The 15,403-nt window shown below is 71.0% G+C and carries 12 protein-coding genes; 6 read left to right on the forward strand and 6 right to left on the reverse strand.

All coding sequences use genetic code 11. The annotated features are described in order from the left end of the window. Positions 1 to 12 precede the first annotated feature (12 nt). On the reverse strand, positions 13 to 1,305 hold the full coding sequence (locus FHG89_RS23885; protein ID WP_139586648.1) for an extracellular solute-binding protein: 1,293 nt from the start codon (positions 1,303 to 1,305) through the stop codon (positions 13 to 15). A gap of 251 nt (positions 1,306 to 1,556) precedes the next feature. Here FHG89_RS23885 and FHG89_RS23890 point away from each other — a divergent pair, with 251 nt between their 5' ends. From FHG89_RS23890 to FHG89_RS23910, 5 genes are all read left to right on the forward strand, one after another. Then, entirely contained in the window at positions 1,557 to 3,182 is a 1,626-nt protein-coding gene (locus FHG89_RS23890) for a glycoside hydrolase family 43 protein (protein WP_139586649.1), read from the forward strand. Between the two features lie 256 nt (positions 3,183 to 3,438). Beyond that, positions 3,439 to 4,644: a chitosanase gene (locus tag FHG89_RS23895; RefSeq protein WP_208761079.1), complete on the forward strand. Its 1,206-nt coding sequence runs from the start codon at positions 3,439 to 3,441 to the stop codon at positions 4,642 to 4,644. 135 nt (positions 4,645 to 4,779) lie between these two features. Beyond that, positions 4,780 to 5,172, forward strand: a complete 393-nt coding sequence (locus FHG89_RS23900; protein WP_139586650.1) for a MerR family transcriptional regulator — start codon at positions 4,780 to 4,782, stop codon at positions 5,170 to 5,172. Then, positions 5,142 to 5,489, forward strand: coding sequence for a thioredoxin (gene trxA / locus FHG89_RS23905; protein ID WP_139586651.1), 348 nt, complete (start codon positions 5,142 to 5,144; stop codon positions 5,487 to 5,489). The genes FHG89_RS23900 and trxA overlap by 31 nt, the downstream gene beginning before the upstream one ends. Positions 5,490 to 5,568: 79 nt before the next feature. Beyond that, on the forward strand, positions 5,569 to 7,461 hold the full coding sequence (locus FHG89_RS23910) for an ABC transporter ATP-binding protein (RefSeq protein ID WP_139586652.1): 1,893 nt from the start codon (positions 5,569 to 5,571) through the stop codon (positions 7,459 to 7,461). Positions 7,462 to 7,518: 57 nt separating this feature from the next. Here FHG89_RS23910 and FHG89_RS23915 read toward each other — a convergent pair whose 3' ends face one another. The 4 genes from FHG89_RS23915 to FHG89_RS23930 form a co-directional block, all read right to left on the reverse strand. Beyond that, positions 7,519 to 8,031, reverse strand: coding sequence for a PepSY domain-containing protein (locus FHG89_RS23915; protein ID WP_139586653.1), 513 nt, complete (start codon positions 8,029 to 8,031; stop codon positions 7,519 to 7,521). 113 nt (positions 8,032 to 8,144) lie between these two features. Beyond that, entirely contained in the window at positions 8,145 to 8,699 is a 555-nt protein-coding gene (locus FHG89_RS23920; RefSeq protein ID WP_139586654.1) for a DUF5872 domain-containing protein, read from the reverse strand. A 28-nt stretch (positions 8,700 to 8,727) separates the two neighbouring features. Beyond that, complete coding sequence (locus tag FHG89_RS23925; RefSeq protein WP_139586655.1) at positions 8,728 to 10,017, reverse strand: sensor histidine kinase; 1,290 nt, start codon at positions 10,015 to 10,017, stop codon at positions 8,728 to 8,730. Then, positions 10,014 to 10,709, reverse strand: coding sequence for a response regulator transcription factor (locus tag FHG89_RS23930; protein WP_139586656.1), 696 nt, complete (start codon positions 10,707 to 10,709; stop codon positions 10,014 to 10,016). Before FHG89_RS23930 ends, FHG89_RS23925 begins: the two co-directional genes overlap by 4 nt. Positions 10,710 to 10,811: 102 nt before the next feature. On the opposite strand from FHG89_RS23930, the gene FHG89_RS23935 reads away from it, so the two are divergent. Beyond that, entirely contained in the window at positions 10,812 to 11,276 is a 465-nt protein-coding gene (locus FHG89_RS23935; protein WP_139586657.1) for a septum formation initiator, read from the forward strand. 107 nt (positions 11,277 to 11,383) lie between these two features. On the opposite strand, the gene FHG89_RS23940 is transcribed toward FHG89_RS23935, so the two are convergent. Beyond that, complete coding sequence (locus FHG89_RS23940) at positions 11,384 to 15,310, reverse strand: ThuA domain-containing protein (protein WP_208761080.1); 3,927 nt, start codon at positions 15,308 to 15,310, stop codon at positions 11,384 to 11,386. Positions 15,311 to 15,403 lie beyond the last annotated feature (93 nt).

Consider the following 15,403-nt stretch of genomic DNA (forward strand, 5'->3'; position numbering starts at 1 on the left):
GACGGGTCACGGTCAGACGGTCTTCGCCACCTGCGTGATGTCCTTGAGGATCGCCGCGGGCGACTTCTTGCCGGCGATGATCTCGGCGACGCTGTCGTTGATCTGCTGGCCCAGCGCGGGCGCGTACGCCTGGTCGAGGTACAGCTGGAAGCCGGTGTTCTTGGCCAGGGTCTCCGCGACGACCTTGTTGTTGGCGTCGCTGATCGCAGAGGTGGCGTCCTTCACCGTGGGCAGCACGGCGCCGGTCTGCGCGGACCGCTTCTGGTTGTCGACGCTGAGCAGGAACTTCAGGAAGTCGATGGTGGCGGCCGGCGCGTCCTTGCCGACGGCGAAGCCGTTGCCGCCGCCGAAGACCTCCGTGGCGGAGCCCTTGCCGCCGTCCACGGAGGGGAACGGGAAGAAGCCGAGCTTGTCGCCGATGCCCTTCTTGCTGGTCGAGCTGGAGGCCTGGACCGCCGGCGCCCACTGACCCATCAGCTCCATGGCCGCGCCGCCGTTGCCCATGGTGGCGGCCTGCCCGTCCGGAGAGCCGTACTCGGCGCCGAGGAAGCCCTTCTGGAAGGGCTGAAGGTCGACGAGCTCCTTGAGTCGTTCACCGGCGGCGACGAGGTCGGGGGTGTCGAAGTTCTTGTCGTCGACGGCCTTCTGCAGGGCACCGGCGCCACCGATGCGCATGGCCAGGTAGGACCAGTAGAAGTGGGCCGGCCACTTGTCCTTGCCGGCGATGGCGACCGGGGTGATGCCGGCGGTCTTGAGCTTGCGGACCGCGTCGAGCAGGCCGGCCCAGGTGGTGGGGGTCTCGGTGATGCCGGCGCGGGTGAAGAGGTCCTTGTTGTACCAGAACCCGACCATGCCGATGTCGAACGGGATGCCGTAGATCTTGCCGTCGATCGTGTACGGCTGCATGGCGGCGGGCAGGATCCCGGCGACCAGATCCTTCACGTCGTCGGTGAGGTCCTTGACCAGGCCCGCGTCCACCTGCTGCTTGAGCACGCCGCCGCCCCAGGACTGGAACAGGTCCGGCGGGTCACCGGCCTGCGTGGCGGTGGTGAGCTTGGCCTTGAAGGCCTCGTTCTCCAGCGGCTGGATGGTGAACGTGACGTTGCTGTGCGCGGTCTTGTACTCGTTGGCCATCGCCGCCCAGACCGGCAGCATCGGTTCGGTGTTCTGGATGTGCCACCAGTTGATGGTCTGCGGAGCGTTCGGGTCGGCCGACTCTCCATCACTGCACGCGCTGAGCAGGTAGGCGCCGGCGCCGGCGCCGGCGAGGCCGAGCAGCGTTCGGCGGGAAAGGTGCGCTGTCATGATCCATCCCTTCGGGGACTCACGGGTTGCTCGGAACGCCGGCCGAGCCGGCAAGGGTTCGAACCTGGATCTCCGGAACTTTCATTGCTTCGCCGGTATTACCGATCGATGGCGGGGACGCTACGAGCAGTTTCCCCACCGGTCAAGACCCTCTGTCCTATCGCGCGAAGACCGGCTAGCGTAGGCAGGACTGCCAGTCATCCTGGACCGCAAGTTTCCGGAAGTTTTCAGAGTCATCTAGAGGAGCCTTCGTGTCGACCGACACCGCTGACGTGGCGACCGCTGCCCGGTCGATCCGCAATCCCGTCCTCGCCGGGTTCCACCCGGATCCGTCGATCCTGCGCGTCGGCGACGACTTCTACCTGGCCACCTCGACCTTCGAGTGGTATCCGGGGGTACGGATCCACCACTCGCGCGACCTCGTCAACTGGCGTCCCCTCGGCGGGGTCATCACCGATCGCCGCCTGCTCGACCTGCGGGGCTGCGGCGACTCCAACGGGGTGTGGGCGCCCGACCTGACGTACCACGATGGCGAGTTCCACCTCGTTTACAGCGATGTGGCGAGCTTCGCCAGTGGCTACTGGGACCCGCAGAACTTCCTCGTCACCGCACCGGACATCGCCGGCCCCTGGTCGGATCCGGTGAAACTGCACGGACGCGGTTTCGACGCCGCGCTGTTCCACGACGACGACGGCACCACCTGGCTGTTGAGCATGAGCGCGGACTGGCGGCCCGGGCGGGACCGCTTCGGCGGCATCGAGATCCAGCAGTACGACCGGGCCTCCCGCACCCTCGTCGGGAGGCCCCGCATTCTCTTCACCGGCACTCCGGTCGGGGTGACCGAGGGGCCGCACCTGTACCGCCACGACGGCTGGTACTGGCTGATCACCGCCGAGGGTGGCACGAGCTGGGAGCACCAGGTCACCGTGGCGCGCTCGCGCGATCTGTTCGGGCCGTACGAGGTGGATCCGGACGGGCCGCTGCTCACCTCCGTGGGCCGGCCGGATCTGCGGTTGCAGAAGGCGGGGCACGGCAGCCTGGTCCGTACGCAGGACGGCGAGTGGTATCTGGCGCACCTGGTCGGCCGCCCCTACTCCCCGCTGGGCAGTTGCGTGCTGGGCAGGGAGACCGCGATCCAGCGGGTCGACTGGCCGGCCGGCGGCTGGCCCCGGGTGCCGGGCGGGGTGCCCGCCGACGAGGTGGCCGCACCCGACCTGCCCACCCACCCGTGGCCGGCGGAACCGGCCACCGACCACTTCGACGACGCCGAGCTGGGTCACTGCTGGTCGACGTTGCGTCGGCCGGCCACCGCGGACTGGGTCGACCTGCGGACCCGTCCGTCACACCTGCGCATCCACGGTGGACAATCGCCGGTCGGCAGGCAGGCGCCCAGTCTTGTCGCGCGACGCGTCGGCGCCACCCGGTGTTCGCTGGAGACCGTCGTCGAGTTCGACCCGGTCGACCACCGCCAGCTCGCCGGGGTCACCGCCTACTACAACACCCTCAACTGGCACCACCTCTACCTGACCCGGGCGGACGACGGGCGCACGGTGCTGGAGCTGCTCAGCTCGGACAACGGGCGGCGCACCCCGTACCCCGAACTGACCGTCGACGCGAGCGGCGTCACCCGGGTCGGCCTGCGGGCGGTGTTCGACGGGCCGGTGGTGCGTTTCGACTACGACCTCGGCGCCGGCTGGCAGCGGCTGCCCGTCGACCTGGACGCGACGATCCTGTCCGACGAGCACGCCGCGTTGATCATCGACGGGGAGCCTGCGGCGTGGGGCTTCACCGGGGCGTTCCTCGGCCTCTGGGTGCAGGACCTCGGCGGCGACGGTGTGTACGCCGACTTCGACCTGGCCACCTACCGGGAGCAGTGACGAGCGCGGACGGCACCCACGGGTGCCGTCCGCCTTCCGGCTCGTCCCCGCCTGACCTGGGCGGGGACGACGCGCGCCGGGTCATCGACGGACTGAACAGGACCTGTCACCCCTCGCGGTCATCGATTGACGAGGAATCGACGCACTGGTATCTGTTAATACAGTTTCCTGATGCTCGCGGTGTCTGCCGGGGCCGAACCGCCGCGCCGGGCCACCGACCGGCCGGCGGCACGCCGCCCCTTCCCCGAGGAACACAATGGTTCACAAGAGAACAGCCGCCTCCGCCGTGGGCGCCCTGCTGATCGCGGTCGCAGGGCTCGGTTACGGCCTGCCGTCGGCCAGCGCCGCGACCGCCGGCCCGATCACCGGCCTCGGCGGCAGGTGCGTCGACGTCGCGGGCGCCAACTCGGCAAACGGCACGGCCGTCCAGCTCTACGACTGCAACGGCAGCGCGGCCCAGACGTGGACCGTCGGCAACTCCGACACCTCGATCCGCGCACTCGGCAAGTGCCTCGACGTCACCGCCGCGTCGACCGCCAACGGCGCCAAGGTGCAGCTGTACGACTGCAACAACACAGGTGCGCAGAAGTGGACCGCCAGCAACGGCGCGCTTGTCAACTCCGGCTCCGGAAAGTGCCTCGACGTCACCGACCGGAACTCCGCGAACGGCACCCGCCTGCAGATCTGGACCTGCGGCGGCACCACGAACCAGCAGTGGACCCTGCCCGGCGGCGGCGGTAACCCCACGCCCACCACCCCGGCCGGGACCAACCTCGACGACCCCGCAAAGAAGGACGTGGCCATGCAGCTCGTCTCGGCTGCGGAAAACTCCTCGCTCGACTGGCGGGCGCAGTTCTCCTACATCGAGGACATCGGCGACGGGCGCGGCTACACCGCCGGCATCATCGGCTTCTGCTCCGGCACCGGCGACATGCTCGAACTCGTCGAGGCGTACACCCGCACCAAGCCGGGCAACGTCCTGGCCGGCTACCTGCCGGCGCTGCGCGCCGTCAACGGCACCCCGTCGCACGCCGGCCTCGACCCGAACTTCCCCCGCGACTGGCGGACGGCGGCCAACGACCCGGTGTTCCAGGCCGCCCAGGAGGCCGAGCGGGACCGGGTCTACTTCAACCCGTCGGTACGCGACGGCAAGAACGACCAGGTCCGGGCGCTCGGCCAGTTCGCCTACTACGACGCGGCGGTTATGCACGGGTACGAGGGCATGCGCCAGATCCGCAACCGGGCGCTGGCCCGGGCCAAGCCGCCGGCCCAGGGCGGCGACGAGCGGGCCTGGCTCAACGCCTTCCTCGACGAGCGGGTCGTCGAGATGAAGAAGGAGGAGGCCCACTCGGACACCTCCCGCGTCGACACCGCCCAGCGGGTCTTCCTCAACAACGGCAACGTCAACCTGAACACGCCGCTGGTGTTCGCCGTCTACGGCGACCAGTTCCGCATCGGCTAGACCCCTCGGTACGCGCAGACGCTCAGGGCGCCGCCGCGGCGCCCTGAGTCGTGCTCGGGGACCCCGGGCGCGACCTTGCCTTGACGCTGACGACAAGGTTTAGCCTGGTCGCGACGGGCTGGTCGAGGAGGTCTGATGCTGATCGGTGAGCTGGCTGAACGGGCTGGCACGAGCACCCGGACCCTGCGCTACTACGAGGCCCACGGGCTGGTTCGCCCACGGCGCTCGGCCAACGGCTACCGCGTGTACGACGAGGCGGAGCTGCGGGTCGTCCGGGAGATCCGGGCGCTGCTCGACGTCGGCTTCGGCCTCGACGACGTCCGTCCGTTCGTCGCCTGCCTTCGAGCGGGCAACACGTCAGGCGACATCTGTCCGGATTCGGTGCTGGTGCTGCGGCGCAAGCTCGCCGAGGTCGACCTCTACCTCGATCGGCTCACAGCGGTCCGTCAGCAGTTGCACACCCAGCTCAGCCACGCCATCGCGCACCGGGAGGAAACATGCCCCAGGAAACGACAGTCGGGTCCCTGATCACCGTCACCGACGACACGTTCGCCGAGCTGGTGCTGGCCAGCGACCGGCCCGTCGTGGTCGACTTCTGGGCCGAGTGGTGCCCGCCCTGCAAAATGATCGAGAAGAGCCTCGTCGAGCTGGCCGGGGAGTTCGGCGACCGGATGGTCATCGCCAAGCTCAACTCCGACGACAACCCGCAGGCCACGCGGCGCTACGGCGTCATGTCCCTGCCGACGCTGCTGGTGTTCCGTGGGGGCGAGGTCGTCGGCTCGGTCGTCGGGTCCCGGCCGAAGCTGCACCTGCGGCAGAGCCTGACGATGCACGCCGGCCTGTGACCGTCACGGCCGGGCAGTCCTGCGCGTCGGCTTGACCTCAACCTCACGCGAGGTTCTAGCCTCATCGCGGAGGTACGGCATGAGCATGGAAGTTACCGCGTGGACGTCCCTGCACCACGCGATGAACGCGCAGGACGAGCGACCGGTGTCCCGGGTCACCGTACGGCGCATCGCGCAGTTCGCGCGACCGCACCGTAGGGCACTCATCAGGTTCCTGCTGCTGAGCGTGGTGACTGCCGCTCTCACGGTGGCGGCGCCCATCCTCGCCGGTCGGGTTGTCGACGCGATCGTCGACGGCGCCGACGGCGGGGTGGTGGTCCGCCTGGCGGTGCTGATCGCCCTGATCGCGCTCGCCGAGGCCGGGCTGGGCCTGCTGACACGATTCCTCTCCGCCAGCATCGGTGAGGGGCTGATCGTCCAACTGCGGACGGCGGTCTTCGACCACGTCCAGCGGATGCCTGTGGCGTTCTTCACCCGTACCCGGACCGGTGCGCTGGTCAGCCGTCTGAACAACGACGTGATCGGCGCGCAGCGGGCGTTCAGCGGCACCCTGTCGAGTGTGGTCGGCAACGCCGTCACGTTGATGCTGACGTTGGCGGTGATGCTCACCTTCTCCTGGCAGATCACGCTGCTGGCGCTGGTCCTGCTGCCCATCTTCGTCATCCCGGCCCGCCGGATGGGTTCCCGGCTCGCCCGGTTGCAGCGTGAGGCGGCCGAGCACAACGCGACGATGAGCACCCGGATGACCGAGCGCTTCTCCGCGCCCGGCGCCACCCTGGTCAAGCTGTACGGGCGACCCGAGCAGGAGTCCGCCGAGTTCGCGGCGCGGGCACGACGGGTCCGGGACATCGGCATCCGCACCGCCATGCTTCAGTGGGTCTTCATCACCGCGCTCACCGTTGTCGGCTCCCTTGCGCTGGCCCTGGTCTACGGGCTGGGTGGGCTCTACGCGCTGCGGGGCAGCCTCGACGCCGGGACGGTGGTCGCCCTGGCGCTGCTGCTGTCGCGTCTCTACGCGCCGTTGACGTCGCTGGCCAGCGCCCGGGTCGAGGTGATGAGCGCGCTTGTGAGCTTCGAGCGGGTGTTCGAGATTCTCGACCTCAAGCCGCTGATCCTCGACCGGTCCGACGCCCGTACGCTCCCCGACGGGCCGGTCGCTGTGGAGTTCGACGGGGTGCGGTTCGGCTACCCGTCCGCGGACAAGGTGTCGCTCGCGTCCCTGGAGGACGTGGCGAAGCTCGACACCCGCGGCGGCGAAGAGGTGCTGCACGACGTGTCGTTCCGCGCCGAGGCGGGGCAGATGGTCGCGCTGGTCGGCTCGTCCGGGGCGGGCAAGTCGACGATCGCGCAGCTCGTGCCACGGCTGTACGACGTCGAGGGCGGCGCGGTGAAGCTGGCCGACGTCGACGTCCGTGACCTGTCGGCCGAGTCGATCCGTGGCGCGTTGGGCGTGGTGACCCAGGACGGGCACCTCTTCCACGAGAGCATCCGCGCCAACCTGGCGTTCGCCCAGCCGGACGCGACCGAGGAGGAGATGTGGGACGCGCTGCGGCGGGCGCGGCTCGACGGCCTGATCCGCTCACTGCCGGACGGTCTCGACACCGTCGTCGGTGAACGCGGGTACCGCCTGTCGGGCGGTGAGCGGCAACGGCTCACCATCGCGCGACTGCTGCTGGCCCGTCCCCGCGTGGTGATCCTCGACGAGGCCACCGCGCACCTCGACTCCACCTCGGAGGCGGCAGTTCAGGAGGCGCTCGCCGAAGCCCTGACGGGCCGGACGAGCCTGGTCATCGCACACCGGCTCTCCACCATCCGGGCGGCCGACCAGATTCTCGTTGTCGAAGACGGACGCATCGTCGAACGCGGACGGCACGGTGACCTGCTCGCCGCCGGGGGCCGGTACCAGGAGTTGTACCGCACCCAGTTCGACCAGGAGCAGCCGACGGTCCAGGAGCAACGCGTCGGCATCTGACCCCGCGTCGCCGCCCGCCCCGGGTGATTCCCGGTGGCGGGCGGCGGCACCGGGCGGTCAGTCGTCGTCGGAGCTGTCGTCGTCACCGTCGTCGTCGGACTGGTCGTCCTTGTCGTCGTCGTCGGCCGGCTCCTGCTCGGCCTTGACCACCGAGCCGTTGTCCCGGTCGACGTCCACCTCGTGCTCGGTGTCGCCAGCGACGATCTCGACGCTCCACACCTGTCGACCGTTCTCCTGCTCGGCCTCGACCTCGACGATCCGCCCGCCACCGGCCCTGGCGAGGGCGATCTCCCCGGCGCGCTGCTCGTCGACCGCTGCGCCGGCCGGCGCGCTGCCGGCCGTCGGCGTACCCGACGGGGTGCCGCTCGTCGGCGTACCCGACGGGGTGCCTGCCGACGGCGAACCGCTGGTCTCCGGCGCGTCCGTGGCGGTCGGAGCGACTGTCGCCGCGGCCAGTGCCGTGCCGCCGCTGCGAGAGTCGTTCGCGGCGTTGACGCCGAGCGCGACCCCGGCCACCGCCAGCACCGCCGACCCGCCGACCGTCGCGAGAAGCAGATTGGTGCGCTTCATCGTGGTGTCCACCTTTCCTCGGTTGTCGACTCCGAGGATCGGTCGGATCGGGATAGCACCGCGCTGTCGCGACGCTAAGGCCGGGTTAAGGCGGTGGTGGGTCGAGGGAGGGCTCAGCCGCGCCTGTTGAGTTCGGCCTCGAGTCGCTGGACGAGCGTCTTGCGGTCCTTGCTGGCACGCTCGTTGCGCAGTGCGGTCCTGAGCTGCCGGGTATCGAGCCCACGGACCAGCTTGGCGGCCTCGGCCACCGACATCTCCGACATCCGGCCGGCCGTGGTGGCGTCTCGACGTGCCCGCTTGGCCGGCCCGGTGTTCGCGACGTACTGCCTGCCCGTCCGGGAGGCTTCACGCTTCTTGGTGTCGGTGGCGCGTTTCTGGCCCTCCGACATCTCGTCCCAGGCCTTCTTGGGCAGGTAACGGCTCGTCGTACCGTCCTTGCGGGCCCGGGTGTCGCCCTCCTTGGTCTGCCACTTCTCGTTGCCCCAGCGCTGGAGCGACTTCTGCCGCTCGTCCTTTTCGCCGAGGAATCCCCCGCCGCGCCTCTTGTACTCCTGAGTGACAAGCTGTGACTTGCGCGCCGACCACTGCCCCGGCCTGCCGCCCTTGTCGGAAGCCTTGATCTCTTCCTTGATCTGCTCTCTGAGCTCGGGTTTCGTATACCGCGCCATAGGGGGCAGCTACCCGGCACCGCAGCGCCTATGCCTCCGGCCGCGACGTCGGGGGGCCGAGCCGGAGCAGCACCCGCGTCCCGCCCCGCGGGCCGGTCCGCAACTCCAGGCGACCACCGCCGCCCTGCGCGGCACGCCTGGCGATGTCCAGGCCGAGACCGGTGGACCCGGCCGCGCTCGCGCCCCGCCGGACCGCGCCGTCCGGCATGCCGGGCCCCTCGTCGGCGATGGTGAGGACCACCTCCCCCGCCTCCCGGGCGAGCCGGACCGCGAACGGCGTCCCGTCGGGGGTGTGCGCGAAGACGTTGCCGAGCAGGGCGTCCACGGCCGCGGTCAGGTCGTCGGCCGGTACACCGACCGGTAGCGGACCGGCGGCGAGGTCGAGCGTGACGGCCCGGCCGGTGTCCTCGGCCAGCACCGACCAGAACGCGACCCGCTCGGCGACGATCGCCGCCGCGTCCGAAGCGGCCGGCGCCTTCGCCGGTGAGTGACGCCACCGGGCCTGCCGGATCAGTCCGGTGACCGCGCGTTCCAGTCCGTCGGCGGCGGCGGTGATCCGGGCCGCGTCGTCCGGGTCGCGCAGCGACTCCGCCTCCAGTCGCAGCGCCGTCAACGGCGTCCGCAACCGGTGCGACAGGTCGGCGACCTGCTCGCGTTCCTGCACCAGGAGCACCTGGATACGGCCGGCCAGGTGGTTGAGCGCGCCGGCCACCTCGCGCAGCTCGGCCGGACCGGCGGGTGTGACACGGGCGTCCAGTTCGGCGTTGGCCAGCCGGTGCGACACGGCGGACAGGTCGCTGATCGGCCGGACCAGGGTGCGCGCCAGCCGGTCGGCCACCGCCAGCCCGATCAGCACCAGGAGCACACCGAGCAGGGCCAGCACCAGCCACGCCCGGGTCACGCCGGCGGTCAGCTCGTCTCGGGGTACCACGGTACGGATCACGCCGGTGCCGTCCGCCCGGCCCTGCACCGCGATGACCACCTCCCGCCCGGCCGCCGACTCACCGGTGAGGCTCTGCCCGCGCGCGGCCAGGGCCACCGCCGGCGTACGCGGCGCCGGGGCGCCGAGCACCGTGCCGTCGGGCAGGAAGACACTCACCGGTCGACCGGACTCGGCGGCGAGCTGCTCGACGGTGAGTCGGATGGTGGCCGCGTCGGCGGTGCCGACCACCGGCACCAGGCTCTGCGCGTCGGCGGTGGCCCGGACGGTGGCCCGGTCCTCCGCGACGGTGCGCACGAGCAACGCCAGCGGCACCAGGAACGCGATGAGGATGAGCACGCTGACCGCGGCGACGAGCAGCGCCAGGCGTGCCCTCACGGCTGCGCCGCCGGCGCTTCGAGGCGTACCCCGACGCCGCGGACGGTGTGCAGGTATCGGGGCTGCTGGGCGTTCTCGCCCAGCTTGCGGCGCAGCCAGGACAGGTGCACGTCGACGGTCTTGTCGGCGCCGCCGTACGGGATCTGCCAGACCTCGGTGAGCAGCTCGCGTTTCGTGACCACCTGACCGGGACGGCCGGCGAGGTGGTGCAGCAGGTCGAACTCGCGCGGCGTCAGCTCGACCGCCACGCCGTCCAGGGTGACCTGCCGGGACCGGGGGTCGACGCGCAGCCCGCCGACGACGAGCGACGGGTCCTGCCCGTCGGTGCCGGACGGGCCACGCCGCAGCACCGCCCGCACGCGGGCGTCGAGCTGCGCGGCGGTGAACGGCTTGACCACGTAGTCGTCGGCGCCCGCGTCGAGCACCCGGACGATCTCGGCGTCGTCGTCGCGGGCGGTGGCCACGATGACCGGCACCGAACTGACCGCGCGCAGCATCCGCAGCAGCTCGCGTCCGTCCAGATCGGGCAGGCCCAGGTCGAGCACGACGAGGTCGGGCCGGTCGTCCAGGGCGTCGCGGAGACCGGTCATCGCGGTCGAGGCGGCGGCCACCGCGTGCCCGCGTTCGCGCAGCGCCCGGATCAGCGGGGTACGAATCGTCAGGTCGTCCTCGATGAGCAGTAGGCGGGCCACAGGTGGCAGGCTAACCGCTACCGCTGGCGGCGAGGCGCACGTTAACAGTCCCTTAGCGTCCGGATGTGCCGGCGACAACAGTGGATCGGGGATAGTCAGGGGATGGGCCGTCGTTCGATCCTCATCGCCGCCGGCTGGGTGGCCACCGCCGCCGTGGCCACCCTGATCGGGCTGGGCGCCATCCGGCTGGTGGGCGAGAGCATCACCGGCACCCCGGGCGGGGTGCGCGGCGAGGCGGAGATCGAACGGGCGCTCGCCTCGCCCGAACCGGTGACGACCGGGGCCACGGGCGGCACATCGCCCGGCGCGTCCAGCGGGACCGTCGCGCCCAGCACCAGCTCCGGGGTCCGCCGGGTGTTCGCCACCGACGGCGGCACGGCGGTGGCCGAGTGCGGCGCAGGCGGCGTACGCCTCGTCTCCTGGGCGCCCGCGCAGGGCTACCGGGTCCGGGACGTCGACCGTGGCCCGGACGACGACGTCGAGGTCACCTTCGCGGGGTCGGCCGGCGAGCACGAGCTGAAGGTGCGTTGCATCGGCTCGGAACCGGTGGCCGTCGCCGACGACTGAACCGGCGGGTCACGCGGGTAGCGCTCGTCACTGCCCAGGCCGGCACGATCGGTGACGGCGGGGACCGGCACGGAAGACTCCGTGCCGGTCCCGTCACCGGTGCCGGGTCAGCTGCCGTACGCCTCCAACTCCCAGAGCGAGTGACCGTATCCGGTGCCCCGGGCCGTGCCGTAGATCCGCAGGTAGCGGCCGTTGGCCCCGAGCGCGGTGTGCTCGTCCACCCCACCGTCGGCCCCGGTCACCGTCTTCACGGTGGTCCAGGTGGTGCCGTCGTTCGAGGTCTGGATCTGGTACGCGCTGCTGTACGCCGCCTCCCAGCTCAGCTTGACCCGACCGATCGCGGTGGGGCTGCCGAGGTCGACGCGGATCCACTGCGGGTCGGAGAAGGTGCTCGACCAGCGGGTGGTGAGGCTGCCGTCGACGGCCTGGGCGCCGGTCACGTCGGCCCCCTCGTTGCTGGACGTCACTGTCGGTTTGTTGAGCAGCAGGTTGCCGCCGGTCGGGGTGCCGGTGCCGCCGTACACCTCGAACTCGAACAGCGAGTAGCCCCACGCGGTGCCCCGGGTGGTGCCGAGCAGCCGGACGTACCGGCCGGAGCCGGTCAGCCCGGTCAGGTCGTCCACGCCGCCGTCGCCGCCGGTCACCGTCCGGATCGTGGTGAAGGTGACCCCGTCGGTCGAGGTCTGGATCTGGTACCCGCTGCCGTACGCCGCCTCCCAGGTCAGCTTCACCCGGTTGATGGCGTACGTGGCGCCCAGGTCCACGTCGATCCACTGCGGGTCGCTGAACGAGCTGCCCCACCGGGTGCCCACCGCCCCGTCGAACGCGTTGGCCGCGACGAAGGCGCCCTCAAAACTGGACGCTCGGGCGGGCTTGCCCTGGGCCAGGTTCGCGCCCGGCGGGTTGGGATCCGGTCCCGGGCCGCCGGGGCTGCCGGAGAGGGTGAACTCGTCGACGTCGAACCACGGGCCGGCGCCCTTGAAGACCAGGAACAGGGTCCGGGTGCCGGTCGGGGCGGTGACCCCGCCGGTGACCGTGGCGAAGTTCGCGTACCCGCCGGTGGGTACGACGGTGGCCGAGCCGACAAGCGGCCCGGTGGGTGAGTCGACCCGCAGCTCCAGGGTGCCGCCACCGCCGGCCGGCGCGCCCACCCGGGCGCTGAACGACTGGACGCCTGTCAGGTTGTACGGCCGGAACGAGATCCAGTCGTTGTTGTCGATGTAGCCGACCGCGGCCCCGCCGTGCCCGGCGGCCCCGGCGACGATCTGGACGCCTGACGAGTCACCGAAGTGCTCGGCCTGGCGTACCCGTGGTTGCAGCACGGCCTGGGTGTGCGTGGTCAGTGGCGGCTGGCCACCGCCGCCCAGGTCGGTGTACTCGGCGTCGATGATGCCGAAGATGTTCGCGGCCGTGTCGTGCTCACCGTCGGCCGAGGTCTGGATGACCCCGGTGCAGCCCTGCGCGCTGCCAAGCTGGTGCCCGTGCGAGTCGTGCCCGAGGACGTAGTTCACCTTGACCCGGGCGCAGTTCACCGCGCCGTCCTGGGCGTCGGTGACGGTGACGGAGAACGGCACCGCGTCCCCGAAGCTGAAGGTCTGCCCGTTCAGCGGGGTGTTCACGGTGACCACCGGGGCACTGTTGCCGACCGTGACGACCACGCTCGCGGTGGCCGTCTTGCCTGTGGTGTCCCGGACCGTCAGTGTCGGGCTGCGGGTTCCGTTTGTGGTGTACGTGAAGCTCGGGTTCGCCGCGGTCGAGTCGGTGGTGCCGTTGTTGTCGAAGTCCCAGGCGTAGGTGAACGGGTCGCCGTCCGGGTCGAGCGTGCCGGCCGAGGAGAAGGCCACGGTCAGCGGTGCGGTGCCGCTGGTCGGGGTGGCCGACACCTTCGCGACGGGCGCTCTGCCCTCGCGGGCGTACTCGATGCGGTAGAGCGCGGAGTTGGCGTCGCCGTTGAACCAGCCGGTGCCGTAGTCGAGCACGTAGAGCGCACCGTCCGGGCCGAACTCCATGTCCATGACCTGGGTGCCGGTCCACGGGAACGGGTTGATCTTCAGCGGTTGGCCGGACGCGTCGAGCTTGATGTTCTTGATCCAGCGACGGCCGAACTCGCCGGCGAAGTAGGTCCCGTCGTAGTACTCGGGGAACGCCACGGGGGAGGTGTTGTTCGGGTCGTACCGGTAGACGGGCCCTCCCATCGGCGACAGGCCACCGCCGGTGAACTCCGGCGGGGAGCCGGACCCGCCGTACGGCAGCCACGCCGGGATGGCCGGCGGCAGTTGGGTGATGCCTGTGTTGTTGGGCGAGTTGTTCACCGGCCCGCCCGCGCAGTTGAACTTCGCCCCGGACGGCCCGGACGGGAAGGTGTAGTCGTTGTACGCGTCGTTGCGGGCGGTGCAGTACGGCCAGCCGTAGAAGCCGGGCCGGTCGATCCGGGCGAACTCGACGTTGCCCGCCGGTCCCCGGTTCGGGTCGGCGGTGCCCGCGTCCGGGCCGTAGTCGCCGAGGTAGACGATGCCGGTGGCCTTGTCCACGCTCATCCGGAACGGGTTGCGGAAGCCCATCGCGTAGACCTCCGGGCGGGTCCGCGCGGTGCCCGGGGCGAACATGTTGCCCGCCGGGATGGTGTAACCGCCGGCCGCGCTCGGCTTGATCCGGAGCACCTTGCCGCGCAGGTCGTTGCTGTTCGCCGAGGTGCGCTGCGCGTCGAACGCCGGGTTTCGTCCGGCCCGCTCGTCGATCGGGGTGAAGCCGGCCGAGTCGAACGGGTTGGTGTCGTCCCCGGTGGACAGGTACAGGTTGCCGGCCGCGTCGAAGTCCATGTCACCGCCGACGTGGCAGCACATGCCCCGGCTGGTGGGCACGTTCAGGATCAGCGTCTCGCTTGCCAGGTTGATGGTGTTGTCCGCGTTCACTGTGAACCGGGACAGCCGGTTGACGCCGTCCCAGACGGCGAAGTCGGCCGGGGTGCCGGTGGCCGGGGCGCCGCCGCCCGGGGTGCTCAGTGGTGGCGCGTAGTACGCGTACACCCAGCGGTTGCTGGCGAAGTTCGGGTCGGCCTTGATGCCCTGCAGGCCCTCCTCGTCGCCTGTGTAGACCGGCAGGGTGGCGGCGACCTTGGTGTTGCCGGCGGCGTCGGTGTGCCGGATCACGCCGTTGCGGGAGGTGTGCAGCACGCCCCGGTCGGGCAGGACGGTGAGGCTCATCGGCTCGCCGGTCTCGGCCGCCCCCCTGGCCAGCTCCACCTGCTGGAAGCTGCTGGTGACGGTCGGCCCACAGTCGGCGTCGACAGCGCCGGCCGCGGTCATGATGCCGCCGAGCAGGTGCTGACGGAAGGCCGCCTCGGTGTACGACGCGTCGGTGTGGCCGAGGCCCGTGTACCAGGCTCGACCGCCGGAGTAGTTCTGGCACCAGGAGATGGGGTGGTCGGCTCCCATGCTGCCGCCGGTGTAGGTGCTCTCGTCGAGGGTGGCCAGCACGTGCGCGTTGCCCCGGGGGTTGGTGCGGTAGTTGTACAGCTCGTCGAACCGGCTCCACCGCTGCGGCAGCGCCCTGGTGGACGGGTGCACCTGGTCGGCGACCTTCACGGTGGCGGTCTGCTCGGCGGGGTGCGAGGCGAAGTACGCGCCGACGAGGCCGCCGTACCACTGCCAGTCGTACTCGGTGTCGGAGGCGGCGTGCACTCCCACGTACCCGCCGCCGCCGGTGATGTAGCGCTCGAACGCGGCCTGCTGGGCGGCGTTGAGCACGTCGCCGGTGGTGGACAGCCAGATCACCGCGGCGAACCGGTCCAGGTTGGCGTCGGTGAACTGGGCGGCGTCCTCGGTGGCCTCGACGGTGAACCCGTTGGCGGCGCCGAGCTGCTGGATGGCGGCGATGCCCGGGGTGATGGATCCGTGCCGGAATCCGGCGGTCTTGCTGAACACCAGCACGGTGAACGGCGCGGCGCTGGCCGTGGGGGGCGCGGCGACGACGCCGCCCATCACGAGGATCGCGCTCAGCACGGCACCGAGCCACGATCTCAGGGATCTGCGCACGGTAGGTCCTTTCGCGGTGCGGGGGACGGCGTGCGCCGATCACGCCAGGCGGTGGAGACGAGCCATGTGCATGCATCGTTACGGCTCGATCAC

It is taken from the genome of Micromonospora orduensis (assembly GCF_006228125.1).
GTDB lineage: Bacteria > Actinomycetota > Actinomycetes > Mycobacteriales > Micromonosporaceae > Micromonospora > Micromonospora orduensis.